Annotated in this window: 23 protein-coding genes; 18 read left to right on the forward strand and 5 right to left on the reverse strand. The window is 43.1% G+C overall.

Going from position 1 to position 24,150, the window contains the following annotated elements; translation table 11 throughout:
* Positions 1–3 precede the first annotated feature (3 nt).
* Positions 4–1,392 (forward strand): RagB/SusD family nutrient uptake outer membrane protein, encoded by a 1,389-nt coding sequence (locus AB1Z56_RS04700; protein WP_426791255.1) that lies wholly within the window; start codon positions 4–6, stop codon positions 1,390–1,392.
* Between the two features lie 2 nt (positions 1,393–1,394).
* Positions 1,395–2,867 carry a TlpA family protein disulfide reductase gene (locus tag AB1Z56_RS04705; RefSeq protein WP_426791256.1) on the forward strand — a complete coding sequence of 491 codons (1,473 nt, stop codon included), beginning with the start codon at positions 1,395–1,397 and terminating at the stop codon, positions 2,865–2,867.
* Between the two features lie 33 nt (positions 2,868–2,900).
* Here the strand turns inward: AB1Z56_RS04705 and AB1Z56_RS04710 are convergent, their stop codons facing one another.
* The 3 genes from AB1Z56_RS04710 to AB1Z56_RS04720 form a co-directional block, all read right to left on the reverse strand.
* Complete coding sequence (locus tag AB1Z56_RS04710; RefSeq protein WP_426791257.1) at positions 2,901–3,224, reverse strand: hypothetical protein; 324 nt, start codon at positions 3,222–3,224, stop codon at positions 2,901–2,903.
* A gap of 1 nt (position 3,225) precedes the next feature.
* Positions 3,226–3,744, reverse strand: coding sequence for a MauE/DoxX family redox-associated membrane protein (locus tag AB1Z56_RS04715; protein ID WP_426791258.1), 519 nt, complete (start codon positions 3,742–3,744; stop codon positions 3,226–3,228).
* A 343-nt stretch (positions 3,745–4,087) separates the two neighbouring features.
* Positions 4,088–4,633, reverse strand: coding sequence for a hypothetical protein (locus AB1Z56_RS04720; RefSeq protein WP_426791259.1), 546 nt, complete (start codon positions 4,631–4,633; stop codon positions 4,088–4,090).
* Positions 4,634–4,950: 317 nt separating this feature from the next.
* Between AB1Z56_RS04720 and AB1Z56_RS04725 the strand changes: the two genes are divergently transcribed.
* The 5 genes from AB1Z56_RS04725 to AB1Z56_RS04745 all read left to right on the forward strand — a co-directional run bounded on the left by AB1Z56_RS04725 (position 4,951) and on the right by AB1Z56_RS04745 (position 8,211).
* On the forward strand, positions 4,951–5,079 hold the full coding sequence (locus AB1Z56_RS04725; protein ID WP_426791260.1) for a hypothetical protein: 129 nt from the start codon (positions 4,951–4,953) through the stop codon (positions 5,077–5,079).
* A gap of 68 nt (positions 5,080–5,147) precedes the next feature.
* Entirely contained in the window at positions 5,148–6,086 is a 939-nt protein-coding gene (locus AB1Z56_RS04730) for a hypothetical protein (RefSeq protein WP_426791261.1), read from the forward strand.
* A gap of 467 nt (positions 6,087–6,553) precedes the next feature.
* Positions 6,554–7,120, forward strand: a complete 567-nt coding sequence (locus tag AB1Z56_RS04735; protein WP_426791262.1) for a hypothetical protein — start codon at positions 6,554–6,556, stop codon at positions 7,118–7,120.
* A 2-nt stretch (positions 7,121–7,122) separates the two neighbouring features.
* Entirely contained in the window at positions 7,123–7,866 is a 744-nt protein-coding gene (locus AB1Z56_RS04740) for a LytR/AlgR family response regulator transcription factor (protein ID WP_426791263.1), read from the forward strand.
* Positions 7,867–7,896: 30 nt separating this feature from the next.
* Entirely contained in the window at positions 7,897–8,211 is a 315-nt protein-coding gene (locus AB1Z56_RS04745) for a MerR family transcriptional regulator (RefSeq protein ID WP_426791264.1), read from the forward strand.
* Positions 8,212–8,536: 325 nt separating this feature from the next.
* Here the strand turns inward: AB1Z56_RS04745 and AB1Z56_RS04750 are convergent, their stop codons facing one another.
* Both AB1Z56_RS04750 and AB1Z56_RS04755 read right to left on the reverse strand, forming a co-directional pair.
* Positions 8,537–8,926 (reverse strand): RidA family protein, encoded by a 390-nt coding sequence (locus AB1Z56_RS04750; protein ID WP_426791265.1) that lies wholly within the window; start codon positions 8,924–8,926, stop codon positions 8,537–8,539.
* Between the two features lie 65 nt (positions 8,927–8,991).
* Positions 8,992–9,552, reverse strand: coding sequence for a Crp/Fnr family transcriptional regulator (locus AB1Z56_RS04755; RefSeq protein ID WP_426791266.1), 561 nt, complete (start codon positions 9,550–9,552; stop codon positions 8,992–8,994).
* Between the two features lie 291 nt (positions 9,553–9,843).
* Between AB1Z56_RS04755 and AB1Z56_RS04760 the strand changes: the two genes are divergently transcribed.
* The 11 genes from AB1Z56_RS04760 to AB1Z56_RS04810 all read left to right on the forward strand — a co-directional run bounded on the left by AB1Z56_RS04760 (position 9,844) and on the right by AB1Z56_RS04810 (position 24,127).
* A complete protein-coding gene (locus AB1Z56_RS04760; protein ID WP_426791267.1) occupies positions 9,844–10,488 on the forward strand; it encodes a DUF6266 family protein in 645 nt (214 codons plus the stop codon).
* Between the two features lie 50 nt (positions 10,489–10,538).
* Positions 10,539–11,072: a DUF6266 family protein gene (locus AB1Z56_RS04765; protein WP_426791268.1), complete on the forward strand. Its 534-nt coding sequence runs from the start codon at positions 10,539–10,541 to the stop codon at positions 11,070–11,072.
* Positions 11,069–11,473, forward strand: coding sequence for a DUF5675 family protein (locus AB1Z56_RS04770; RefSeq protein WP_426791269.1), 405 nt, complete (start codon positions 11,069–11,071; stop codon positions 11,471–11,473). The genes AB1Z56_RS04765 and AB1Z56_RS04770 overlap by 4 nt, the downstream gene beginning before the upstream one ends.
* Before the next feature lie 274 nt (positions 11,474–11,747).
* Positions 11,748–12,032: a hypothetical protein gene (locus tag AB1Z56_RS04775; protein WP_426791270.1), complete on the forward strand. Its 285-nt coding sequence runs from the start codon at positions 11,748–11,750 to the stop codon at positions 12,030–12,032.
* Positions 12,019–12,189, forward strand: coding sequence for a hypothetical protein (locus AB1Z56_RS04780; protein ID WP_309360861.1), 171 nt, complete (start codon positions 12,019–12,021; stop codon positions 12,187–12,189). Before AB1Z56_RS04775 ends, AB1Z56_RS04780 begins: the two co-directional genes overlap by 14 nt.
* Positions 12,190–12,216: 27 nt before the next feature.
* Positions 12,217–12,990: a sialate O-acetylesterase gene (locus tag AB1Z56_RS04785; RefSeq protein ID WP_426791271.1), complete on the forward strand. Its 774-nt coding sequence runs from the start codon at positions 12,217–12,219 to the stop codon at positions 12,988–12,990.
* A gap of 251 nt (positions 12,991–13,241) precedes the next feature.
* A complete protein-coding gene (locus tag AB1Z56_RS04790; protein ID WP_426791272.1) occupies positions 13,242–14,861 on the forward strand; it encodes a DUF6377 domain-containing protein in 1,620 nt (539 codons plus the stop codon).
* Between the two features lie 225 nt (positions 14,862–15,086).
* Positions 15,087–16,496, forward strand: a complete 1,410-nt coding sequence (locus AB1Z56_RS04795; RefSeq protein ID WP_426791273.1) for an SGNH/GDSL hydrolase family protein — start codon at positions 15,087–15,089, stop codon at positions 16,494–16,496.
* A 4-nt stretch (positions 16,497–16,500) separates the two neighbouring features.
* Positions 16,501–19,074: a glycoside hydrolase family 38 C-terminal domain-containing protein gene (locus AB1Z56_RS04800; RefSeq protein ID WP_426791274.1), complete on the forward strand. Its 2,574-nt coding sequence runs from the start codon at positions 16,501–16,503 to the stop codon at positions 19,072–19,074.
* A 23-nt stretch (positions 19,075–19,097) separates the two neighbouring features.
* On the forward strand, positions 19,098–21,437 hold the full coding sequence (locus tag AB1Z56_RS04805; RefSeq protein WP_426791275.1) for a GH92 family glycosyl hydrolase: 2,340 nt from the start codon (positions 19,098–19,100) through the stop codon (positions 21,435–21,437).
* The gene (locus AB1Z56_RS04810) at positions 21,434–24,127 is read left to right on the forward strand and encodes a glycoside hydrolase family 2 protein (protein ID WP_426791276.1); all 2,694 of its coding nucleotides are present in this window, start codon (positions 21,434–21,436) and stop codon (positions 24,125–24,127) included. Before AB1Z56_RS04805 ends, AB1Z56_RS04810 begins: the two co-directional genes overlap by 4 nt.
* The last annotated feature ends 23 nt before the right edge of the window (positions 24,128–24,150 follow it).

Raw genomic sequence — 24,150 nt, forward strand, 5'->3', positions numbered from 1 at the left:
ATTATGAACATAAAAAAATATTACTGCTGTCATATTGTACTCGTTGCTACATTACTGTTGATGGGTTGTGGAAAAGAGTTTTTGGAACCTAAATCGAATAGTTCCATCGTCGTGCCTAAGAGCTTAGATGATTTTGAGAAGATGTTGGATAATTCCGTTATTAACACAGCAGCGGGATTGCCTCTTTTGAGTTGTGATGATTACATGATAGGTGATAGCGCGCTTTGGGCGGCGGCGACGCCCACGCAAAGGAATGCTTATATCTGGGCTGCTGACATTTATGAGGGAGACAGCGAAGTCGCCGATTGGAATATTGTGTATCGATCAGTATTCTATGCAAATAGTGTTTTGCAGTCGCTTTCAGAACAGGGTACTTACACAGATATCGGGCGTGCTGAATTTACCGAAGGTTGGGCATACTTTGTTCGTGCTTTTGCATTCTATGATCTTCTGAAAAACTTTGCGCCGACCTATAAAAATCAAAGCAATGCCCAGACAGCAATGGGGATTCCCTTAAAATTAACCGCAAATGTTGACGAGGTAAAACAGCGTTCGTCTGTCTGGGATGGATATCAGCAGGTGATAAGCGATGTTAAAAAGGCTATCCCTCTTTTGCCAAAGGAAGTGCAATCACTTTATCGCAATCGGCCAAGCCGACCAGCTGCTTACGCATTGTTGGCCAAAGTTTACTTATCGATGTCTGATTATGAATCCGCAGAACGCTACGCTGATAGCTGTTTAGCGCTGCATGATAAGCTGATAGATTACAATACGATCGATCCGAATGCTGTAACACCATTCAAGAAAACCAATGAAGAGGTCTTATTATATGCCAATCAGGTTAATGGGCAGTACAATTATGTACTTTACAATCCAACAGTCAATATTCAGGTAGATACGGTTTTATACAACTCCTACATGGTGGGAGATCTTAGAAAACAGCTGTTCTTCATCAAGAGCGGATTATTTATTAAGCCAAAGCGTGGGTATGCCGAAACGCTGACTCTTTCATTTACTGGACTTGCTACGGATGAGATCTATCTTATAAAATCTGAATGCGCCGCTAGAAGATCCGATTTGACTCTTTCTCAGTATTATCTCAATCATTTGCTGAAGAATCGGTTCAAAGGAGAAAGCTTTGTCCCAGTTCAATTTGGTGACGCAAAGGTCGCGCTCCAAGAAATTAAAAAAGAACGGCGGAAAGAGCTCTTTTGGCGATCAGGAACGCGGTGGGAAGATATAAAGCGCTATAATGATGAGGGCGAAAAAATTACTTTAATCAGAAAGCTAGGAGGTAAGAACTATCAATTGCTTCCGGGATCGCCAAGGTATGTTTTCCAGATTCCGGATGATGAAATAGCTTTAAGTCGTATTACCCAAAACCCAAGATAACAATGAAATCAAAAATATATAGTTTCCTTATAGCTTTGCTAGGCAGCATCATTGTTTGCCATGCATCGATACGCGATAGTGTAATCATCCAAGGTACTTTTACGGATTCAACAATCGCAAATACAGCTTTATTTGAAGTGGCTGTAATGCAGAATAATGCAAAAATGGCTTGGCCGAGCTATTCAGAAGTTTATCAGGTTAAAGCCGTCGATGGTCAATTCAGACTTGCAATCCCATCGGAGTCAGATTTGTTTTATGTTTCACTGGCAAAAGGAGTTGGTGATTCAAGGGACAAGTTGTTATATTATGTAGGGCAGGAAGCTGTTTTCCTGTTTCAGCCCGGCGACAATATAACGCTGAAAATAAATAAAGACAATTCATTGCGGTTCTCTGGAAAGGGTAGTGAGAAAATGAACTGCCAACAAAAAATCTATGAATCAGGTGCTATCACTCCCGCTTTTCAATCGCGTTTAACAGAGTTGCATAATATGCATGATTTTCAGGGAATATATCGCTGTATCATTCCTTTTTTGAAAAATTCATTGCAGGCTAAATTGGATATAATCCAGAGTTATCCTTCGTTGGATAGTATAGTGAGAGATCGAATTGTGGCAGATTGTTATGGATTGACATTCCATCAGTTTTATAAAGATTTTACGTTTTTGTCAAACCCGGAACAAAAAATCCATGCACAGATTTTTTGGAATAATAAGCTTTCCTCCTTGCCTAAATATCCTGTAAATAGTCAGTCTTCGTCATCATATTATTTGCCCCAGACACTTTATAATTTAGCGTTGGCGGAGCTCAGGCTTAGAAATAGTCATCGCAAAGATATTCCGTATAATGATTTGTATGAATTGATTAAAAGTAAGTATAGCGAAGAGTTGAGGGACCAAATTTCGCTGATTTCTCTGTTTGAGTATACAAATAGGACGGGCATTGTCGATAATGCACAAAAAGTGCTCGATGAGATGGGGTTCAACCGAAGCCAGAAGATGCTGGAAGAATGGATCGGTAAAACAAAAACAGGAAACCCCGCTTATGATTTTCATCTGAAAAATGAGAAGGGGCAGGTACTGAAATTGAAAGACTTTAAAGGTAAGGTATTGATTTTGGACTTTTGGTTTTATGGTTGTTTTGGTTGTCGCTTTATGCCGGCAGGTCTAAGACCTGTGGTCGATGCATTTAAAGGCAATAAAAATGTCGTGTTTTTAAGCGTTAATGTAGATGATTTACAGCGCAGATGGCAGGCGGGTCTCAAGAGCGGAGACTATACACTCAAAGAACAAATTGAGATTAGTACGGCTCCAGAAGGATTTCAGCACCCCTTGTTGAAACATTATAATTATAAGGCATTCCCCCAATTGTTGGTGATAGGGAAGGATGGAAAGAATATATCAAGCAATCCACCCGATCCTAGAGGAAATAGCGGCGAGAAGCTAATTGCAATGATAAAAGAAGCATTGGTTCAATAAAAAAGGGCGTCTTTAGTGACGCCCTCGTTAATCTTAGGGAGTATATTGCCCTAATTCTGAATCTGGATGCGGAGAAACATTTTGATTTTCTGCATCATCTAATGGAAAAGTTGAATCTACGGATGGATCGTCTGATTGAAGTACGCATTGATAATCAGATGGATCGGAGCAATGATTTTGCGGATCAGGAATGCTATTTGTTTCCTGATACTGTGATCCCGTATTGATCCAATAACGCGTAGTTAAGTTGGTTTTTACAGTTTGTTTTTGAGCTTGTGCATATGTCGCTGCACCAGCCCCGGTGCCTAAAAGTGCTACTCCAAGTAACACTTTTGCAAAGTTTTTGAATTTCTCCATTTTATTGGATTTTAAAGTTTTTATAATTTGTTCTTACGAGGGCAAAGATTCCCGCAATCAGCCAAATAAGATTAAAGACGATATGCGTTTTCCAGCCCATCGATTCGATCACACCACCACAATGACAAAGCTTTTTCTCCACAAACTGGACCATCAGGCTGAGATAGGCGGTAAATACAGCCATCAATAGGGTAGATGTCCACAGTGCAAAGCGCTTGATTCGGTATACAGGGATAACGAGCAGGATAGCCAGCACAATCTCCAGCGAGGGGATGCCATAGCCGATCAATTTCGCATACTGACCTAGATGGGGGATCTTACTATTGCCTCTGATAAACGTAGATAGGTTCATAAACTTGGCCCATCCGGTGTACATGTATAAAAAAGCATAGCCATAAATGATCAGATCAGGTAAGCGACGATAGATCCAGCGTGCACCCGAGCGGATTGAACTACCGCGTTTTAGGGAGCTTGCAGGATGATCCTGTTGATATACTGTGGTATTGAAACGCTTTTCCATAAGCTTGTTTATGTGGGTGTTGAATCTCTTTTGTGTTCTGCGGAGCCAACAGCATATCACTGCCGGATTTCCTGATTGGATTTACATTCACCGGCATCGCGGGAATAGGGCAAATTTTCTTTTGTGCTGTTTCATAACGTCGTTTTTTATTGGGCAATTCGGATAGCATTTCTCCCTGTACATATTACTTTCTTCGATTAAGTGGATTGACATTGATCTGCTTTATCCGAGCTGCTATAACAAAGTTCAAGTACAATCTTTTGTCCTTGTTGGGATTTTGAAGGCTAAGTTTTGTGCTTCTGTCAACGAAAGATTGTGATAGGATGCCCAAAAAATTGGAATATTAAACATCATGATCCCGCAAAAGGCGGCGGAGCAGCTCGCTGCTGATCCCCATAAACCGGGCCAGTTCATGATGCTTCACATAGCTTCGGAGATCGGGGTATTTGTCAAATACAAAGTCGAATTTATCCTGATTGTTTAACGATAACAACTTGTGTCTATAGTCCAGATAAGTTTGTTGTTTGTCTGTGAGATTGGCATACAGGTGAAAGACTTTCGAATTGTGCGCATTAATTTCCTCCAGTTGTCGGAGCGAGGTACGGTAGGTGCGGCAATCGCTCAGCGCGGTAAACTGATAGCGGTGTTTATGATTCGGGATCATCAATGACTCACCAGCAATCGCATAACGTACAGGACTGGTCTTCTCATATTTCCCAAAGATGCCGTCAACGATGAGATAAAGCTCGCCCCAATCGTTGATCAGCCGTTCGCCTTTCATAAAATGCTCTTCCTCAAATACGGCTGATAACTCAGGGATAGCTGTTTGCCATTGTGGGTTGAGGTCCCTAAAAAAGGGATCGAGCAGGTATTCTTTACTTTTCTTCATTGTTTAGTTTATGTTGGATTTTTTATCATAAAAAAGGGAAAGCCAATTTATCCATTTGATTAGTTAAAGTTTAATTGAGGGACAAATAACCTATTTGATGGGTGAACGGCATATAGCAGGGGTGAATGGTATTTTAATCGCTTGTTGTCAACTAATTTTCAGTTCAGTGCTGTTTTTTAGCTCTGTTTCCCCCGACTTGTTTTTTTTTCCTCGCTTGTTGCACATTTGTTCATCAGCTGAGTATTGAATGAATATATCGTACGATAGAGCAGGATAGATTCGACCTGCATCTTTCGAGTCAAAAAAATGATTTAAACATGGAAAATGAATTGCAAACAAGTGTAACGAGTGATCTTTTTGAAGGCTATACAGCTTTTGAACTGTTTGGTGACGACCCCATTTTGGGGGATTTGGAAGATGATAAGTGTTGGCCGGGATCTTTATAGATCTTAATCGTTTACCAATGACCTCAGATGATTTAAAACCAACTGAGGTCATATTAACCTAAAACCATATGACTAATCAAAAAAAAGAAGAGCTACAACGCCTACTGTGGATGGCCAATGTACAAGGATTTTATCCGGATAAGTCCGCGGTCGAATTGGAGAATGGCTATCAGCAATGGAAGGAGCAACGCCAAAGGTTTGATCAGTTGGATCGAGATTTTTCTCCTGAAAATATTCAGCATGGACCGCTTAATGGAGAGCTTGCTTCGTTGCCCGCCAGCATCGTATTTACATTTCATTATGGACCATATCGTCTTCTGCCACGTTATCTGCTTGCAGCAGGATACCAACTCACCATGGTGGTCTCGAATATGGTATTGGACAGAGAACGTAAAAAGTATGCCCGTGACCTTGCCGCCATGGGTTTGCCAGCAGATAGGCTCGAATGCCTGGAAGCTGGCAACTCAATGGTTATACGCAAGATTCTTCAGGCTATTTCCGGTAAACGGCTTATCCTGGTATTCTTGGATGCCAATGAAACAGTTGGCAGCAATGAAAGTAAAGAGGAGCAGGGACGACTGCGGATATCGTTCGGTGCAAGCTACTTTTATTGGCGTAGTAATCTGCTCAAGCTTGCACATCGATTTGGACTACCTGTACACGCCATGCACCTAAGTTCAAAACTGCATCAGACCAGAGCAACCTGGCAAGTGGAAGATCCGCTCACTGTACTAGCCCCGGCGGACAAAAATAATCCGATGGCGCTCCTAAAAGCCTTTACCAAACTCCAGGAATACTTTCAGGCAATGATGCAGCAGGATTGGACTGCATGGGAAAACTGGGGGCTGATGCACCATTACAAGGGATTTGACGAACGGAACGGTTCGGGTACAAAGAATAAGGGTGGTTGGATGGTTCCTTTTTCTTTTGCTGATAAAGGTTATCTATTCGACTTATCTCGGAAGCTTTTCTATGAAATTATTGTTAAAAAGGATAATATTATCTAATTTGGGTTAATAACCTGACCAATTTATATATGAAAGCTTTTTCATTCAACCTGAATTTTTTAAACCAATTGCATTATAGGTTTTTACTTGGAATCACGGCGTTTGCCGTATTGTTGGCCATCGTGTACAAAAATTTGTGGTTGCACCATCCGCTACTGATCTTTTTGTTGTATATAATTCCGTATATATTCTACTTTACAGTAAGTTTTATTTTTTTCCATTTCATCAGGCTGAAGAAATTTCGACTCTGGTATGTATGGCTACCGAATTTCTTGCTACTCGTGTTGGTATATCCCGTGGTCAAATGGTATTATTATCATTTTCTTACAGCACATCATGTTGTGTTCTATTTTCCCTGGAAGGATGGCGATGGGCAAAAGCTATTTATTAAAATAGTTCGTGGGCTTGCGTTCGTGTTGCTAATCCTATCACTCGATACGTTTTTTTGGCAGAAGAGAAATAAAAAAATGAAGATTTCTGAGCTGCAGCTCAAGGTAAAAGATATTGCCGATAATGCGCTGCTGTCTGGACATTTTTTGTTTAAACTTTATCAATTTTCAATAGAGAAAAGAATTGTTTTCGATCTTAAAGTGTTGGATTTCTTTCAATATATCATCAATAAGATTGCCATGCGTGATACCCGAGTAGCGTTGGCTGAGGAATGGGCTTATCTCAACCAATTGGTGGTTATGTGCGTGCATCGTAAAATAGAGATTAAAGGGGAGGAGCTTGTACCCGGTTGCATCTGGAACAGGTCTGTGCCTACGCTTTCGCTAATGACCTGGATTGAAAATGCGGTCTCCTATAGCCCCTTTGGAAAAGCGATCCCTATTGTCATCGAGTGGGTACATGAGGATGATGCAACTGTTTTTCGAGTGCGTAATCGTATTGCGAGCGATAATGAGAAAGGAACTGGCAAGGGACTTGAACTGGTCAATCGTCTTTTTGAACCATTACAGGATGACAATGTTCATGTTGCATATCGTATTGAGGAGCAGACGTATTTTGTGGTGGAGCTAAAATTCATGAATTAATTATGCCTAAATATAGTATTGTTGTGGTCGACGATGATAGATCGGACGCCAACAAGGTTGTCGAACAGATCTCCAAATTAAAAGATATTTACAAAATAGGTGATTTTGAAAATGTCAAAGTTTTCGAGAATGGAAAGGAGGGACTCAACTACCTGATGCATCATAAAGTAGATATTCTCTTTCTGGATATACAGATGCCTGAAATCTCAGGATTGGAGCTTTACAAAATATTGCCGGAACAGATGCGTCCAGCGTTGGTCTTTGTCACCGCTTATCCCCAATTTGCGTTAGACAGCTACAAATTGGATGCCTGCGATTATCTGCTAAAGAATGTCAGTTTTGATGCGGTATTCCTGGCTTTAAATAAATGCCTTAAGCGATTGGGGACACCTGTTATGATTGCTCCGGCGGTACAGCGCGAATATTACGTCTACGAAGTCAAAGATTCCCGTAGTAAAAGAGTGTTGAAGTATCGGGATATCATTTTCATCCATAGCATCGATAATTATGTGGAAATAGTGACACGCAATGAGCGGCTGACCTGTAGAATTACCATGGAGGAGATCGAAGAAAATATGCCCCTTTCTTATTTCGTGCGTATCCATCGCGGTTATATTGTCAATTTCCAGTTTGTCAGGGATATTGATGGTGCCAAGTTATGGCTCACTGAAGGTGAAAAAGCTGGCCTTCCCATCAGTCGATCGCGAAGAAAAAATATTGCCGGCATGAGAAAATCCGTTGAATAACTCGTCTTTTATAAACCTCAATTATATATTATGCGTAAAAATCAGTACCTCAGGGGCTTTTCCGTAAGTCCCGGGCATTCCCATGTCCAAAAATTGATCTTGATGGAACTATTGGCGGTAAAGCGCCAACTGGCAACTTATCTCGAGCTGCGGGAGCAGTTAGAAGCGGAAAATGTGCTGCTGCGTGATGCCGAATATGTCAAATCGCATGTCGGAATCTCTACCGAAACACTTTATCGGCTGCAGCGGGATGGTTACATCTGCATTGCGAAGCGCGAGCGCAACAAACGCTATTACCGCGATGTAGATGTAGAGCGCTTGCGCAAGAGCTACCGCGGCCTTTAGACCGCTCGATCAATCGATTTTTACCTGTACATTACTTTCTTCGGACGTCTCTCTGATAGGGAGGCGTTTTTTACTGAAATCCCAATCTTTTTTAATCTTCTTCGGGTCTTTTCCTGACCAACTTCTGCCTTTGCAGCAATTTTCATCGAATTGGCATCGAATTGGCATCGGGATAATCCGATCAGAATCCGATGGGAACCCGATGAAAATACGATAAAAGGTGGGAAATAATCGGAAATTAATACAGAATTATACAACTGTATGAATCACAGGGTCGTCCTCCAGGGATTTCCGAAATAAATTAGCGTTCATTTTGTGAATGATTCTATTTAACCGCAGTGACCTCTAGTTCAACCTGAAGTGTTTCGAAAAGGTGTTTTACTTCCATCACAGTAGAGGCTTGCTGAAGCTGGTTCTTTTGTGCCCATGCCTGAAATAGATCAAAATTTTTAAATAATTCGGCAGAAGATGTCGTGTAGATGTTCAAGCGTACGATATTGCTGATTTCATATCCTGCTTCTACAATGACACGCTCTACATTGGCGATGGCAAGTGTTAGTTGCGTACGCATATCAGCGTCACTGGTGATGCCATTTTCGTCAATAGCGGTCTGTCCTGAAACATATAAGGTTCCACTTACATCTTTTACCTCTACCGCCTGTACATAATTTCTTTGCTCTTGCCACTTCCAGGGATTGATTGTTCTCTTTTGCATAGTCATTGTTTTTAATGCCTACAAAGTTCGATAGATCCCAATAAATTAACCTGTGACTGAAATCACTATTTGTAAATCCGACTGAGCGTTTCTCTTGAAACTCCCAGATACTGCGCAAGAATCGTTTTGGAGATGCGCTGTACCAAAGAAGGATAAGAGCTTAAAAAAAGTTCATAACGGGATTTTGGACTGTCTGTCAACAAGGACAGTATTCTATGCTGATTAGCAATATGCCCATTGATTGATTTTTCTAAAAAGTAGTTCGACAGATTATACTGCTGCGCGATATGTTGGTAATCCGGATAAGACAAAGCATACAAAACCGTCGGCTCTAAACATTGTAAATAAAGCTTTGACCGGGTTTGATGATAAAATGCCGAGAAATCAGTCTCCCACCAATCTTCGAAGGCAAATGATAAGATATGCTCCCTGGAATTTTCATCTTCGTAGGAGAGTTTGACCAGTCCGGATTGTATCCAATATAAATCCCTTACGAGTTCATTGGGTTTAATAATAAAAGCGGCTTTTTTATAGGTTTTGTATGTAAAGTATTTTTGAATCGCTGTGTGTTGTTCTAGCGGAATATGCTTAAAAATATTATTTTCAAGGCTGATGTTATGATCCATAATCAATGAAGTTTAACCAAGTATTTTTTATCGATGCAGCTGATCCCTTGCTATAAAATTCCCAGTTAATTGCTGAAGTACAATGCGATTACTGTTAATCAAAGGTAGGCAATTTTGCTGTCAAAAAAAACTTCAAGTGAAATCAATCAGGTCTGTAATCGGTCAGTTTTTCGATGCTTGGCGGTCATCATTCGGTCTAATGTGTCTTGTGTATTTGTTGTTGATTTAAAGTGTTTTATGTTTGTTATGTCAATCAAAAATACCGGTATAAAAAAGGGTTGATTTTAACACATGGGAACTATTGTAAACGGAGCAAATGGAGGCTTTAAGGGTAAAGCCGGCTCAGTAATCGGAAGTAGTTGGAAGAGCATCAACTACATCAAAGGACTTTATAAAAAGAGATCGAAGCCCGCCTCAGAGGCACAGCTCATGCAGCAGGAAAAGTTCAGGACGCTGATGCGTTTTCTGCTGCCGATCAATGTCTTTCTGAAAATCGGTTTCGGCGGTAAAAACACGGAGAAAGTGACCCCGATGAATGCCGCATTTCAATTCAATCAAAAAATGGCGATTACGGGTGTCTATCCGGATTTCGCGCTTGACTATGCGAAGATCAGTATTTCAGATGGCGGCCTGTACGGTGGCGGTACGGTCGCAGTCTCCTATGACTCGGGTGAACTTATCTTTACCTGGTCGACAGGTGCAAGTGAAACGTTCGAAACCTTTGGGGATGACTTGGTTTATGTGCTGGCTTATCATCCCGAAAAAGATGAGTTTATTTCAACGCCGGCGCCGAGTACACGATCGATAGGCATAGCTACCTTCCTTGTACCCGACCATCTGGGTACCGGTTCAGTGCACACCTGGCTGTTTTTATCCAATCGGTCCAAGACCCGGGTTTCTAAAAGTGTGTATCTAGGCGAGATACAGCTTATCTAATCAATTATGGGCTGAGCCGATCGGGCTCAGCTCCTTTTTAGCAGCTTATTATGGTAAAAAAGACAATCAGCCCCGGGCAGCAGCGGGTGCGTACAGCCTTTAAAGCGGGAGTGGCTTTTTTGAGGCCTTTAAATGGATTGGTCAAAAAAGGGTTTTCCGAGATGGCCAAAAGAAAAAATAGCCTTGCAGGTGGATTGGCCCTTGGATATTTACTAAAGATGGCCATCAGGCATGAGGAGGGTGGACCTGTCGTGGATCCTGCACTGGCAGTTCTCAGTGAAGGTTCGTTGTGGGGTGTCCTGTCCCCGCAAGTACATCGTTACAGCGACCGCATTGAGGTAACTCATACAATGACACACTCCGGATTAGTGAATGGCGACGATCGGTTGATCCTTTGTGCCTATCAGGTTAAAAAGGGTTACGCTTTTGTCAATGAGCAAATCTGGCAACGCCGAGAGGAAAGGGTCATTGTTTCGATACCTGAAGGATTCTGCGAGGATGGCTTTCATCTTTATCTATTGCTGTCAGATAGAAAAGGCAACAAATATTCACGATCAAAATATCTGGGTTATTCAACGAAATGAAAACAAAACATATCCTGCTGCTCCAACGAAAATATGGAGCACAAGGAACCAACGGGACAATTACCTATCAAGGTGAAGAAATCTGCCATACGATTGAGCTTCCCGACAGAAATAATATTCCACGGATCAGTTGTATCCCTATCGGACAGTATAAACTTGAAAAGCGGCGATACCCCAAGCATGGCGAACAGATTGGTATCCCCATCGTGCTCGGGCGCGAAGCGATCCTGATCCATGCTGCAAACGACGCATTGAAAGAACTGCAAGGTTGCATTGCGCCAGTCACCACCTTAACCGGTGAAGGCCGAGGGGATTATAGTGGCAATGCTTTAGCAAAACTTAAAGCGCTGGTGTATAGCCTGTGGGATATGGGGGATGAAGTGTATTTGAATATTCGATAAATACAGGTATGGAATAGATCATTGCATTCTTTGGTGTCATCTTTTTAGCTCTCTGGCTATATGAATCAAACTCGCTGCGCTCAGATAGTGATTCATATGTACGCCAGATCCCGTCAAAGCTTGACAGTCAGAAAGCCATATTTTCTATTCCTTTACCTGCATATTTATCGAGGCTGGCATTAGGAGAGATTGGTGGTCGTAATGCCAGGCTTTCAATTCTTTGTCCTCCTATATTGCTCGAATAAAGAAGGAGTGATGGAGTAAAGGAATAATTATGAAAAAAATCTTAAACAAAATAGGACAGGTGTTGCAAGTGGTTCTTGCGGCGCCTGTCAAATGGCCTGGTAAAGCGGGTAATATATTGAAGTATATCGCCGTAGGACTGGGGATATTGGAAACAGTTTTGGAAGAGGAAAAGCCTCCGCCTGAAAAGTCTGCTGATGATGGAACCGAGCATACATCAAGCGACAAGTCTCCCGAATCTACAAGGCCTCTGGCCGACGATGGCGAGGGGCAAATGTTGCCTGGAGAAAGGAGTGAAGCCGATGCGGTGGAATGATATGCGTATCTCAGCCCTGGGTGGTACGCTCTGCTCCATCTGGGCAAGTATCTCGTTGGGCGACGTATTGCAGACTGCTTTGACAGCCGCGCTGGGCACTCTGATCAGTTTTGCCACGAGTAGATTATTGGCGAAGTTGGGCAAACGAAAACAATGAAGGGAGGTAATTTAGGCGTATCTATGGGTGCGCCTAACTTTTGTAAGGCTTCGACATATTGGTCGTTGGCAGATAATGGCTGAACCCATACACAACGACAGGCCTATGGCCGGTGTTGGGCTTGCATCGTCTTTTGCTGCCTCGTGGCATGCAGACAACATTGGCGAGGAAATCGGCCTTGTCCCTTGTGCCGATGGCGGTACCAGCCTGAACGACTGGCATGCCGGCGGCGAACTTTTTGACCATGCTATTTTTCAGGCAAAACTTGCTCAGCGCAGCAGTAAGTTATCGGGAATTCTATGGCATCAGGGAGAAAACGATTCATCTGCAGAACTGGCCGCAAAATATGTCGATAAATTTGATGTTATTGTAAATGAGCTACGTAATCAGTTAGAAGTTCCTGATGTTCCCCTTATTATTGGTGGGATAGGCGATTTTTTGCCACATGGGCAGTTCGGGGCATATTTCCATGATTATTATTTAGTTAATAACGCCTTACAGGAATATGCAGCATCACACAGTAATTGTCATTTCGTTACCGCAAAAGGTTTGACTGCCAACGAAGACCAAATCCATTTCGACGCGAAGTCAGTTAGAAAATTCGGGATTCGATACTACCGGGCATTTTTAAATGCAGCAGATGTGACTGAAGCTTTAACTGATGAAGACGAATTGCTGGAAAAGATTTATAGACGTAAATCGTCGCCCAATGAGCAGAAATTTATTTTAGAGGTTCAATTTGCATCTGGAAAAATTGCATTTAAAGAATTCCAGGAACAACTGAAACTGATCGGTAAATAAGGTAATGATTTGGAAGCTAGGTATCTTGGTAGAACTCAAAAATTATTAGTTGCGATAAGAGATAATTAGATAGACGACTAATAGGATAATACAAATAAGGAAAGCGAGTGCCATACTTTTGCCTAGCAAGAGTATGTTCAAAGCTTATGAGCTTGGCGAAGAAAATGAATAAAGTTGACGATATAATCTTTGGTTTCCACCAATGAATTTTTGTTTATATTTGAGTTACGTTGATCAATTATAATAACCTAGTGAAAGCAAGACAACTTATTCTTTTATGCATTTCTGTGATAGCTTACTGTACACCATTACAAGCAAGCAAAATAGATTCCTTATTGCAAGTTCTGGACAGAACAATAGGTAGTCGGACAGACTATTTAGAGACCAAGATTCACCAGATTGATTCAATCAAAGATCTGTTGAAAAGCCATTCTGCAGCCAAAGATCGCTATGAGATCCAAACCCAGTTAATCTTTGAATACCAGACCTTAAACTGTGACTCTTCGCTCGCCTATATTGGTCGCAATATCGCAATAGCCAAACAATTGAATGATCAGATGCTCATGACCGAAAGCCAGACTAAATTGGCTTTTGTTCTCGCTATCTCTGGATTATTTACGCAGGCATGGGACGTACTGAAGCAGATTGATTATGATGGACTGCCAAAACACCTTAAGGTCCTTTACCATTGGAGCTATATCCGTTATTATGAAAACTTGATCAAATATACCGACCACAATGTCTATAATAGCGCATACGAAGTTGAAATCGCAAAATCTAGAAATAGCCTTATGGGACTGCTTGACCCAACTTCGGATATGTACCTCAAGGAGAAGTCATTTAAGCTCAAAGCAGATGGTTTGTTCAACGAGTCCCGTGACATTCAGCTGCGGTTATTTAGAAAAGAAAAGAGCAATACGCATGGCTATGGGATGTCTGCAATGGGTCTTGCTATGATTGCTAAAGAACTGGCCGAAATGCAGCTGGTAGAAGAATATCTGATCATGGCTGCAATAACAGATGTACGCCTCGCCATTAAGGAAAATGAGTCCTTATTGACATTGGCGATTTACTTGAATAAAAAAGGTGACGTGAACAGAGCTTTTAACTATATTCAGGCCGCCCTAGATGATGCCAACTATTACAACTCACGCTTCCGGAATACCGTGATTGCACGTACACAGCCTATTATCGAAGCAACTTATCTGGCCAAGATCGATCAACAACGGAAAAATCTACGTTTATACGCCATCGTAATTAGCATATTTGCGGTTATTTTAATCCTCACACTCTATTTCTTATTTAAACAGATGAGGATCGTATCCCGTGCTCGAAAGAAACTCAATATGACCAATGAGCAACTGACGCTCGTCAACCATAAACTGGACGAGGCCAATCTCGTGCGTGAACGTTATATCGGCTATTACCTCAATCAGTGTGCGGTGTACCTAGACAAATTGGATGATTTCAGGAAAAATGTATACCGTAAAGTCAAAAGCCGTCAGCTGGATGATCTACAACAGCTGACATCATCCAATGAATCATTGGAAAAATATGCGCAGGATCTTTATACTGATTTTGACCGGACTTTTTTGGAGGTATATCCCAATTTTGTCGATGAATTTAATAGCCTGCTTAGACCTGACGAACAGTACCAGCTGAAAAAGGATAAACTCAATACCGAGCTCCGCATTTTTGCCTTGATAAGATTGGGGATCTCTGATGTCAATCAGATTGCTATCTTCCTGCGTTATTCAATGCAGACCATCTATAATTATAAAAGTAAAGTAAAGAGCAAGGCCAGCACCGACAGCGAGCATTTCGAAGAAAAAGTACGAAAATTGGGTGCAGTATCTACAAATCAATTCTAAATCATTTACCAAAATAGCTTTTTTTGTTTTTTGTAACGTATTGTTTGTTAGTTGGTTATTTTGTTTTCTATAATATAATCGTTTACTAAGAGCCCTACTTGCAGCTGCAAGTAGGGCTCTTGCGTTATACATTTGTTTTCAAGGGAATGCCGATAGAACCAATACCAATTTGATAAATCTATTTTTATGTTTTACCTATCGTCTACCTTGTACAATTTTAATCTTATGGGAAATTATTCTAGAAAAATCTTTTTGGCAGGATTCATCGTTCTCGTCTCTTTGGGAACAGCTCTCCGGACTCTTGCACAACAAATTTCACCTTTTAAGGATGGCGACCGTGTGGTCTTTTTGGGAAATAGTATTACAGATGGTGGGCATTACCACGCCTATATCTGGCTGTATTACCTCACACGTTTTCCCGAAATGAAATTGAAGGTATTCAACGCCGGAATCGGTGGTGACCGGGTGGTGGATATGCTCAGAAGATTGGATGGTGATGTATTCAGCAAGCAGCCCACGGTATTGGTTACAACTTTCGGTATGAATGATTCGGGCTATTTTGAATACAACGGTGATCAGCCTGAGGCGTTTGCCGATACTAAGGTAAAAGAGTCGTATGATGGGTACAAGGAAATGGAAAAAAGATACAAAGGATTGGTCAATACTCGTCTGGTATTGCTTGGAAGCACGCCTTATGATGAAAATGTGGTCATAAAAGATAGTAAGCCCTTTAAAAATAAAAATAAGGCTATGAAACGTATTGTTGATTTTCAGCGTGAATCTGCCAAAAGCAATGGCTGGGAATTCTATGATTTCAATCAGCCGATCAGCGCAATCAATGCGAATTTTCAACAAAAGGATCCGTCCTTCACCATATCGGGAAGCGACCGTGTACACCCGGATAATAATGGGCATATGGTCATGGCTTACTTATTTTTGAAAGCTCAGGGACTTGCCGGTCAAGGGGTAGCCACAGTGGGGATTGACGCGACAAAACAACGTGTGATAGAAGCAAAGAACTGTGGGGTTGAAAATGTCAAAAAGGCTGGAAATAACCTCAGTTTTGATTATCTCGCGGCGGCACTGCCTTATCCCATGGATACAGTCGCAAGAGGCTGGGGAGCTAAATATAGCCAGCACGATGCAGTTAATATCGTCCCTTTTATGGAAGAAATGAATCAGGAAATCTTGCAGGTAAAAGGTCTTAAAGGTGACTATAGCTTATGGATCGATGATCAGGAAATCGGCGTATGGTCTGCTGCGGATTTGGACAAAGGAATTAATCTGGCAACTCAGACGCGTACACCACAATATCAGCAGGCATTGAAAGTAATGTTTCTCAATGAAGAACGTTGGGAAATTGAACGCCGTTTCCGTGATCTAGCCTGGGTGCAGTATAATTTTTTTCTTCCAAAAGGATTGTTGAATGCAGACAATCGCAAGGCAATCGAGGTTATGGACCAACATGTCGCAACAGATGGTTGGTTGCGTGCGAAACGGGACCTTTATGCCAAAGCGATGTATCCTGAAGTGCGTGCGGCCTGGCAGAGCCAGATTGACGATCTGCAGCAGCGGATGAATGAAGTAAATCAACCTGTAAAACGGTCTGTGCGTCTGGTACAGCTGAAAAAATAATGGGATGGCAGGGTTTAAAAAAATAGCAGCCATTTTGGTTCTTGCGCTGATATCGGTCGCTGATCTGCAGGGACAGAAGCAGGCTTATTTTGTCGATGGTTACCATGGTGGAGTCTACGGGCACTATCCGCTCTGGGTAACGACATTTATGCTTGATCAACTAGAAGCACAGCCGAGCTGGCGAATTGGACTTGAGATCGAACCGGAGACTTGGGATACGGTCAAAGTTAAGGATCCTGCTGGCTATGCACGTATGAAGGAATGGGCGAAGGATCCACGTCTGGATTTCACAAATCCAACCTATGCGCAACCTTATCTGTATAATATCTCTGGTGAAAGTATCATCCGTCAATTTGCTTATGGCCTGGCTAAATATCATTCGCATTTTCCAGAAATCAACTTTACAACTTATGCGGTGGAAGAGCCTTGTTTTACAACCAGTCTACCCCAGATCCTCCGGCAATTCGGATTTCAGTATGCAGTACTTAAATCTCCAAATACCTGCTGGGGAGGCTACATCAGGGCACATGGTGGTCAATTTCTGAATTGGGAAGGGCCCGATGGAACGGCAATACTTACGGTACCCCGTTATGCAAACGAGGCTTTTGAAAAAAACTCCACCTGGCAAACTACTGCCTGGGCCAATACAGAAGACTATTGGAAGAGTTGTTATGAAGCTGGAATTATGAATCCTGTCGGTATGTGCTATCAGGATGCCGGATGGAAAAATGGTCCGTGGATGGGAACGGGCGAACAGGTGAAAAATGAGGTGCGTTACAGCACCTGGACGGAATATTTTCGGTCGGTCCCGGCTGGACGAGCTGTGTCCAGCTGGAAAATGGGGCAGGAGGACATTTTGGTTAACTTAATGTGGGGTAGCCAAGTGCTGCAACGCATTGCACAACAGGTGCGCCAAGCGGAAAACAAGATACTGCAAGCTGAAAAAATCGGTGCCATGGCTTTTATGGATCATGGTTTTGTACCAGATGGTAAACGCCTTGACGAAGCTTGGCGAACGTTGATGATGGCCCAGCACCACGACTCCTGGATTGTGCCTTACAATAAGTTGCATCAGGACCAGACTTGGGCGCAGGCGATCGAGAAGTGGACCAACAATACCTTGAACATTGCGGATCAATTGATCCAGCAGGCAAATGCTTCTTATGCCTCTTCCACGCGGAGTATTAATGCGGAATTGGGCTATATCCGGGTTTATAATACGCTAGCCCGGCACCGAAAGGAATGGGTACAGGTTATCTTGCCAAAGCATATGGTTGGTGCCACTGTGTGGACTGGAAAACAGCAGGTACTGCCCGCTCATTGCTACCAAACGGATCGCGGTAAGGTCGTGGAATTTGAAGCAGAGGTGAAGGGCTTTGGCTATGCTACGTATCAGCTTAAGCCCGCTCGACCCATTAAGCCGGGACAATCTAAATCGCGTGAGCGGCGAAAAATCGTCCGCTTTGATACCGAAGGCAATTGTATTCTCGAAAATGAATTATACAAGATTTTGCTGGACAAAAAGCAGGGTGGAACAATCAAGAGTCTGATTGCCAAATATGCAAATCATAAGGAATTCGCTGCACAAGATGGGGGATATCGGATGGGAGAAATCGCAGGACATTTTTATGAGCAGGAGAAATTTTATTCTTCCAAGGAAAGCCCTGTAGCGTTTACTATCGTACAGGATGATGGGCTGAAAACAACGGTGGAGGTAAAAGGGAATATCAATGGGCATCCTTTTGTTCAGTTGCTGTCTCTAGTGGCAGGGCAGCAACGCATCGATATGGACCTGACCATCGATTGGAAAGGCAATGTGGGAATCGGTGAATATAAGCAACAAAAGAAATGGACTGATAACAGACGTGCTTTTACGGACGATCGCTATAAGTTGAAAGTCATGTTTCCTTCAACGTTGAAACAGGGGAAAATAGCCAAAAATGCACCTTTTGACGTCACCGAAAGTAGCTTAGAGGATACCTTTTTTGGCCAGTGGGATCAGATTAAGAACAACGTTGTGTTGAACTGGGTAGATCTCTATGATGAAAATAGCCAATATGGACTCGCCGTCCTGACCGACCATACGGGGTCATACGTCCATGGTAAAGCGTATCCATTGAGTCTGACGGCACAATACTCGGGCTTGGGATTGTGGGGGATGGATTATAAGATCACTGGACCATTACACATGCGCTATGCATTGATACCACATGAAAAAAACTGGAATACAGCGCGTATAGCAGACCGAAGCAATGCCTGGAACGAACCCTTGCTGGCTTTCTATCATCCCCATTTGGAACTTAGCGATCGTCAGCTGATCACAATCTCGGATAATAACCTGGAAATCTCGGCCTTGCTGTTGGATCAGGGACGGCTTAGCTTACGCCTCTTTAATACGGGCAATAAACAGGCCGCATCATCTGTCGCCATAAACTCTCCTGCGGCTTCGCTGCAGGAAGTTCTGCTAAATGGTGAGCAAAAGGGGAATATTCCCCTGAGTAGCGTAGATGACAGGAGGAAGGCTTTTGTGGTGCAGCTTCCAAAATTCGGAATCAGAACCTTTCAGATTAATAAATAGAACCTAAAAAACGATAAATCAATATGAATAAAATATATGGACTGCTATCTTGTTTTGTTATCGCGCTGATTCTGTCTTCGACATCGTGTGCTAGTCGCCGATATCATCCTGTTCACAGTCCAGCAGACTATGTTAATCCATTTATTGGGGCCAGTACAAGCGTGGGTGCCGCAGGCACGTATCATGGTCTAGGAAAGACTTTTCCGGGGGCGACGACACCCTACGGCATGGTGCAGGTGAGCCCTAACACGATTACAGGCGGTGATAACAGCCCAGGGTATAGTTACGAGCATCGCAGTATGGAAGGTTTTGCTTTCACGCAGATGAGTGGAGTGGGTTGGTATGGCGATCTTGGAAATTTTCTGGTGATGCCTACCACCGGTAGGTTGCATACCATCGCCGGAAAGGAGGATGGTACCTTGACCGGTTATCGATCTCCCTACAACAAGTCCAGTGAGGTTGCTCAGGCTGGATATTATGCGGTTGATCTTGAACGGTATCATATCCGCGTGGAAGCTACCGCTGCAGCACATAGCGGCATGCTTCGTTTTACCTTTCCGCAAAGCAAGGAATCACGTATCCAGATTGATTTGGCGCGTCGCGTCGGCGGCACAGCGATACAGCAATATGTCCGAAAAGTCGACGACTATAGTATCCAAGGATGGATGCGTTGTACGCCAGAAGGTGGGGGCTGGGGCGATGGCGAAGGTAAGGCAGATTATACCGTTTACTTTTATGCACGCTTTGATAAACCCTTAAAGAAATATGGTATCTGGTCTGCAGAAATCCCCGACAACTGGACGCGTAAGCGTGACGATGTACAATCCATACCCTACCAAAATCGGATAGCTGAAGCGAAGGTGTGGCCCGTAAAAAACGAAATGGAAGGCAAACACCTTGGCGTGTTCTCCGAATTTGAAACCCGACAGGGCGAGCAGGTCAATCTACAGGTCGGAATTTCATTCGTTGATATGCAGGGGGCAGAAAATAATTTTAAAAAAGAAATAGCAGGCAAGAATTTCGATCGCGTCCGTCAGGAAGCGAGAGAAATGTGGAATACACAGCTGTCAAAGATCGCTGTCAATGGTGGCTCAGAGGATCAGAAAACGATCTTTTACACAGCATTGTACCATACCATGATTGATCCGCGCACTTTTACGGATGTGGACGGACGTTATACCGGTGGTGACAACAGAATACACCATAATGAAAGCTTTACAAAACGGACAATTTTTAGCGGTTGGGATGTCTTCCGTTCGCAATTTCCGTTGCAAACAGTGATTAACCCCAGCTTAGTAAATGATGAGCTCAATTCATTGATCAGTCTGGCTGATGAATCTGGAAAGGGTTATTTTGAACGCTGGGAATTATTAAATGCGTATTCAGGCTGCATGATCGGTAACCCTGCGCTATCCGTATTGGCGGATGCCCATGCGAAAGGAATACGTAATTATGATGCATCCAAGGCATTAACCTATGCAATCAATACATCCAAAAGATTTGGCAATGATTCTTTAGGTTACAGCCCCGGAGCTTTAAGCATCTCGAATACGCTGGAATATGCATATACCGACTGGTGCATAGCACAACTGGCAAAAGGATTGAACAAGACGGAAACAGAACAAGCTTATTTGGCCAAAAGTCAAGCTTATCGGAAGATATTCGATCCGGAAAAAGGCTGGTTCAGACCAAGGAAAAATGATGGTTCATGGGAAGATTGGCCCGAAAATGCCCGAACCAAAGAATGGTATGGTACGATCGAAAGTAATCCATACCAGCAAGGCTGGTTTGTGCCACATGATATTCCCGGCATGATCCAGTTGATGGGCGGTAAAGAAAAGACCTTAGCTGATCTAACGGATTTTTTTGAGAAAACACCTGAAAATATGCGCTGGAACGATTATTATAATCATGCCAATGAGCCCGTGCATTTAGTTCCGTTTTTGTTCAATCATCTGGATGCGGCTTACTTAACCCAAAAATGGACCCGTTACATCTGCGATAAAGCGTATCGTAATGCCGTAGAGGGGATCGTTGGAAATGAGGACGTCGGACAAATGTCGGCCTGGTACGTGCTGGCCGCATCGGGGATACATCCCTCTTGTCCGGGGTCAACACGGTTTGAAATAACAAGCCCCTTATTCCAGGAACTGACCTTTAAGCTGGATCCGAATTATTTCTCAGGCAAGACCTTTCGCGTTGTCGCCCACGATAATTCAGCTGATAATATTTACATCCAGCGCGCAACGCTAAACGGAAAGCCTTATGCTAAAAATTACATTGACTTTAAAGATATGGTGGCCGGGGCAACTTTGGAACTCTATATGGGGCCTAATCCAAACAAAGACTGGGGGATCGAATGAAAAAAAGACTGCTATATATGCTGCTATTCTTGCAGCTGGCACTTGTAGGTTATGGTCAAGTACGCAAGATTTCGCTCAACAGTGATAATCCAGCGATTCGTTGGGAAGTAAAGCCCCAGTCGGATCTGCCTTATTCGGGGCAGGAAATAGCACAACCCAATTTTCGGATCAAAGATCCTGTGCAGGGTATTGTTCCGGGGGGCGTCTTCACAGCGTATGTGAATCAGGGATTAGTAACGGATCCCAATTTTTCAGACAACATCTACCGCGTAGATGAAAGGTTATTCAACCGTCCGTTCTGGTACCGTACCTCTTTCCGCCTCCCCGCAGACTATAGAAAGGGACAGCGTGTGTGGATCCATTTTGACAATACCAACCGTTATGCTGATTTCTTCTGCAACGGAGTGAAACTATCGGGCGTAGCTGGCTCTACCAAAGATGTCAGTGGCCATATGTTGCGCAGCAAATTTGATATTACGGATCTCGTGCGCGGGGGACAGGACAATGCAATAGCGGTGTTGATTACCGATGCCGATCAGAAAAAAACACGCACAGCAAAAGAACCTTTTGGTGTAACGGCAAGCCCCACATACTTGGCTGCAGCTGGCTGGGACTGGATGCCTTATGTGCCGGGACGCTTGGCTGGGATTACCGGCAATGTATCGTTACGTTTTACAGGTGACGTCAGTATGGAAGATCCCTGGATGCGGTCCGACCTGGAAAGTAATGAGTTTGCCTACCTGGACTTTTCGACCGATCTAAAAAATGTAAGTGATCAGGCCAAAGAAATAACGCTCGAAGGAATCGTTATGCCTGGGGATATCCGATTTTCTAAAAAAGTGAAGGTCGCTGCAAACAGCACCCAAAAGGTATATATCACCCGCAATGAGGTAAGGGAATTTCTCATTAAACAACCGCGACTATGGTGGCCAAATGGTTATGGGAAGCCGAATTTATATCGTTGTGCACTTACCGTCAAAATTGCTGATGAGATCTCGGATCAGAAGGAGTTCCAGTTTGGAATCCGTAAATATGAGTACCATTATGTGCGCAATAAAGTGGGATGGCCAGTGCTGAATTTCTATATCAACGGAAAAAAGATCTATCTCAAAGGTGGGAATTGGGGAATGAGCGAATACTTGCTCCGCTGCCAAGGGGAAGAGTACGGTGTCAAGGTCAAGTTGCATAAGGATATGAACTATAACATGATCCGCTTGTGGACGGGCTCAATCACAGACGATGCTTTCTATGATTATTGCGATCGCTATGGGATGATGGTGTGGGATGATTTTTGGCTCTATGTGGCGTATAACGATGTCGCGAATGATGATGACTTTAAAGCAAATGCGCTCGATAAAGTAAAACGGTTGCGAAATCATGCCAGCATAGCGATTTGGTGCGGAGCCAATGAAACGCGTCCGAAACCCGAACTCGATAATTATCTGCGTGCTATTGTGGCATCGGAAGACCACAATGACCGGCTGTATAAGTCCAGTTCCAATCAGGATGGTCTTTCGGGAAGTGGATGGTGGGGCAACCAGTCGCCGCGGCACCATTTTGAAACTTCGGGAAGTAACCTGGCCTGGAACGATCCGCCTTACCCTTATAGCAGCGATTACGGCTATGGCCTACGTACGGAAATCGGAACGGCTACTTTCCCCAATTATGAGAGTATCGTGAAGTTTATCCCCAAGGACAAGCTCTGGCCATTGCCTACGGACGAACAGCTCAAGTCGGAGGACGACAATGTGTGGAACAGGCATTTTTTTGGTAAGGAAGCTGCTAATGCCAGTCCGATACAGTATAAAGATGCGGTCAATAAACAGTATGGCGAATCGATGAATTTGGCTGCATTTGCTGAAAAGGCGCAATACCTTAACCTAGAAGTGATGAAGGGCATGTATGAAGCCTGGAATGACAAGCTATGGGAGGATGCAGCAGGTATGCTGATCTGGATGAGCCAATCGGCCTATCCATCATTTGTATGGCAGACGTATGATTACTATTACGATGCAACGGGCGCCTATTGGGGAGCAAAAAAGGCCTGTGAGCCGGTACATATACAATGGAATGCATCCAACAACAGCGTCAAGGTCATCAATACGAGCTTAAAGTGCCTTGATTCGGTATGGATTTCGGCCCAGGTCTTTGATATGAGTGGCAAAGAGATCAAAAAATATGGTCTGCAAACCTGTGCTACCGTACAGTCAAATGTGGCGATGGAAACCTTTCGGATAAATTTTGATGGCGCACTAGAAGCTAAAGCCTTGTCCGATCTACACTTCATCAAACTTACTCTGAAGGATAGAAAGGGCACTTTGCTGTCTGAAAATTTCTATTGGCGAAATGGTCGAAAAGAGCTGGATTATACCAGCCTAACTAGCTTACCGAAGGCCAAGCTTGAATTTAACTATAAAAAAGAAGCGGGTACCGAAGGTATTGTGCTCCGGGTTTTTAATCGTGGAACAACAGTCGCATTTGGTAATCGTTTGCGCCTTGTCGATGCGGGAACAAATGAACGCATTTTGCCGCTCATGATTTCGGATAATTATTTTACGCTGATGCCGGGCGAGGAAAAGTTTGTTCGGCTTACGGAATCTTATGCACAGCAATTGAAAAATGCGAAGCTGCTATGGAAGCAATATGGTCATGCCGAAAAAGAAACATTGAAAATAAAAAACATTTTTTAAAGATGATACAAATTTAAATAGCT

The sequence above is a fragment of the Sphingobacterium sp. WOUb80 genome (assembly GCF_050058145.1).
Lineage (GTDB): Bacteria > Bacteroidota > Bacteroidia > Sphingobacteriales > Sphingobacteriaceae > Sphingobacterium.

Excerpts from the sequence above, each read along its gene's own strand:
- AB1Z56_RS04700 (WP_426791255.1), top strand. The coding sequence starts at position 4 with ATGAACATAAAAAAATATTACTGCTGTCATATTGTACTCGTTGCTACA.
- AB1Z56_RS04705 (WP_426791256.1), top strand. The coding sequence starts at position 1,395 with ATGAAATCAAAAATATATAGTTTCCTTATAGCTTTGCTAGGCAGCATC.
- AB1Z56_RS04710 (WP_426791257.1), bottom strand. The coding sequence starts at position 3,224 with ATGGAGAAATTCAAAAACTTTGCAAAAGTGTTACTTGGAGTAGCACTT.
- AB1Z56_RS04715 (WP_426791258.1), bottom strand. The coding sequence starts at position 3,744 with ATGGAAAAGCGTTTCAATACCACAGTATATCAACAGGATCATCCTGCA.
- AB1Z56_RS04720 (WP_426791259.1), bottom strand. The coding sequence starts at position 4,633 with ATGAAGAAAAGTAAAGAATACCTGCTCGATCCCTTTTTTAGGGACCTC.
- AB1Z56_RS04725 (WP_426791260.1), top strand. The coding sequence starts at position 4,951 with ATGGAAAATGAATTGCAAACAAGTGTAACGAGTGATCTTTTTGAAGGC.
- AB1Z56_RS04730 (WP_426791261.1), top strand. The coding sequence starts at position 5,148 with ATGACTAATCAAAAAAAAGAAGAGCTACAACGCCTACTGTGGATGGCC.
- AB1Z56_RS04735 (WP_426791262.1), top strand. The coding sequence starts at position 6,554 with ATGAAGATTTCTGAGCTGCAGCTCAAGGTAAAAGATATTGCCGATAAT.
- AB1Z56_RS04740 (WP_426791263.1), top strand. The coding sequence starts at position 7,123 with ATGCCTAAATATAGTATTGTTGTGGTCGACGATGATAGATCGGACGCC.
- AB1Z56_RS04745 (WP_426791264.1), top strand. The coding sequence starts at position 7,897 with ATGCGTAAAAATCAGTACCTCAGGGGCTTTTCCGTAAGTCCCGGGCAT.
- AB1Z56_RS04750 (WP_426791265.1), bottom strand. The coding sequence starts at position 8,926 with ATGCAAAAGAGAACAATCAATCCCTGGAAGTGGCAAGAGCAAAGAAAT.
- AB1Z56_RS04755 (WP_426791266.1), bottom strand. The coding sequence starts at position 9,552 with ATGGATCATAACATCAGCCTTGAAAATAATATTTTTAAGCATATTCCG.
- AB1Z56_RS04760 (WP_426791267.1), top strand. The coding sequence starts at position 9,844 with ATGGGAACTATTGTAAACGGAGCAAATGGAGGCTTTAAGGGTAAAGCC.
- AB1Z56_RS04765 (WP_426791268.1), top strand. The coding sequence starts at position 10,539 with ATGGTAAAAAAGACAATCAGCCCCGGGCAGCAGCGGGTGCGTACAGCC.
- AB1Z56_RS04770 (WP_426791269.1), top strand. The coding sequence starts at position 11,069 with ATGAAAACAAAACATATCCTGCTGCTCCAACGAAAATATGGAGCACAA.
- AB1Z56_RS04775 (WP_426791270.1), top strand. The coding sequence starts at position 11,748 with ATGAAAAAAATCTTAAACAAAATAGGACAGGTGTTGCAAGTGGTTCTT.
- AB1Z56_RS04780 (WP_309360861.1), top strand. The coding sequence starts at position 12,019 with ATGCGGTGGAATGATATGCGTATCTCAGCCCTGGGTGGTACGCTCTGC.
- AB1Z56_RS04795 (WP_426791273.1), top strand. The coding sequence starts at position 15,087 with ATGGGAAATTATTCTAGAAAAATCTTTTTGGCAGGATTCATCGTTCTC.
- AB1Z56_RS04800 (WP_426791274.1), top strand. The coding sequence starts at position 16,501 with ATGGCAGGGTTTAAAAAAATAGCAGCCATTTTGGTTCTTGCGCTGATA.
- AB1Z56_RS04805 (WP_426791275.1), top strand. The coding sequence starts at position 19,098 with ATGAATAAAATATATGGACTGCTATCTTGTTTTGTTATCGCGCTGATT.
- AB1Z56_RS04810 (WP_426791276.1), top strand. The coding sequence starts at position 21,434 with ATGAAAAAAAGACTGCTATATATGCTGCTATTCTTGCAGCTGGCACTT.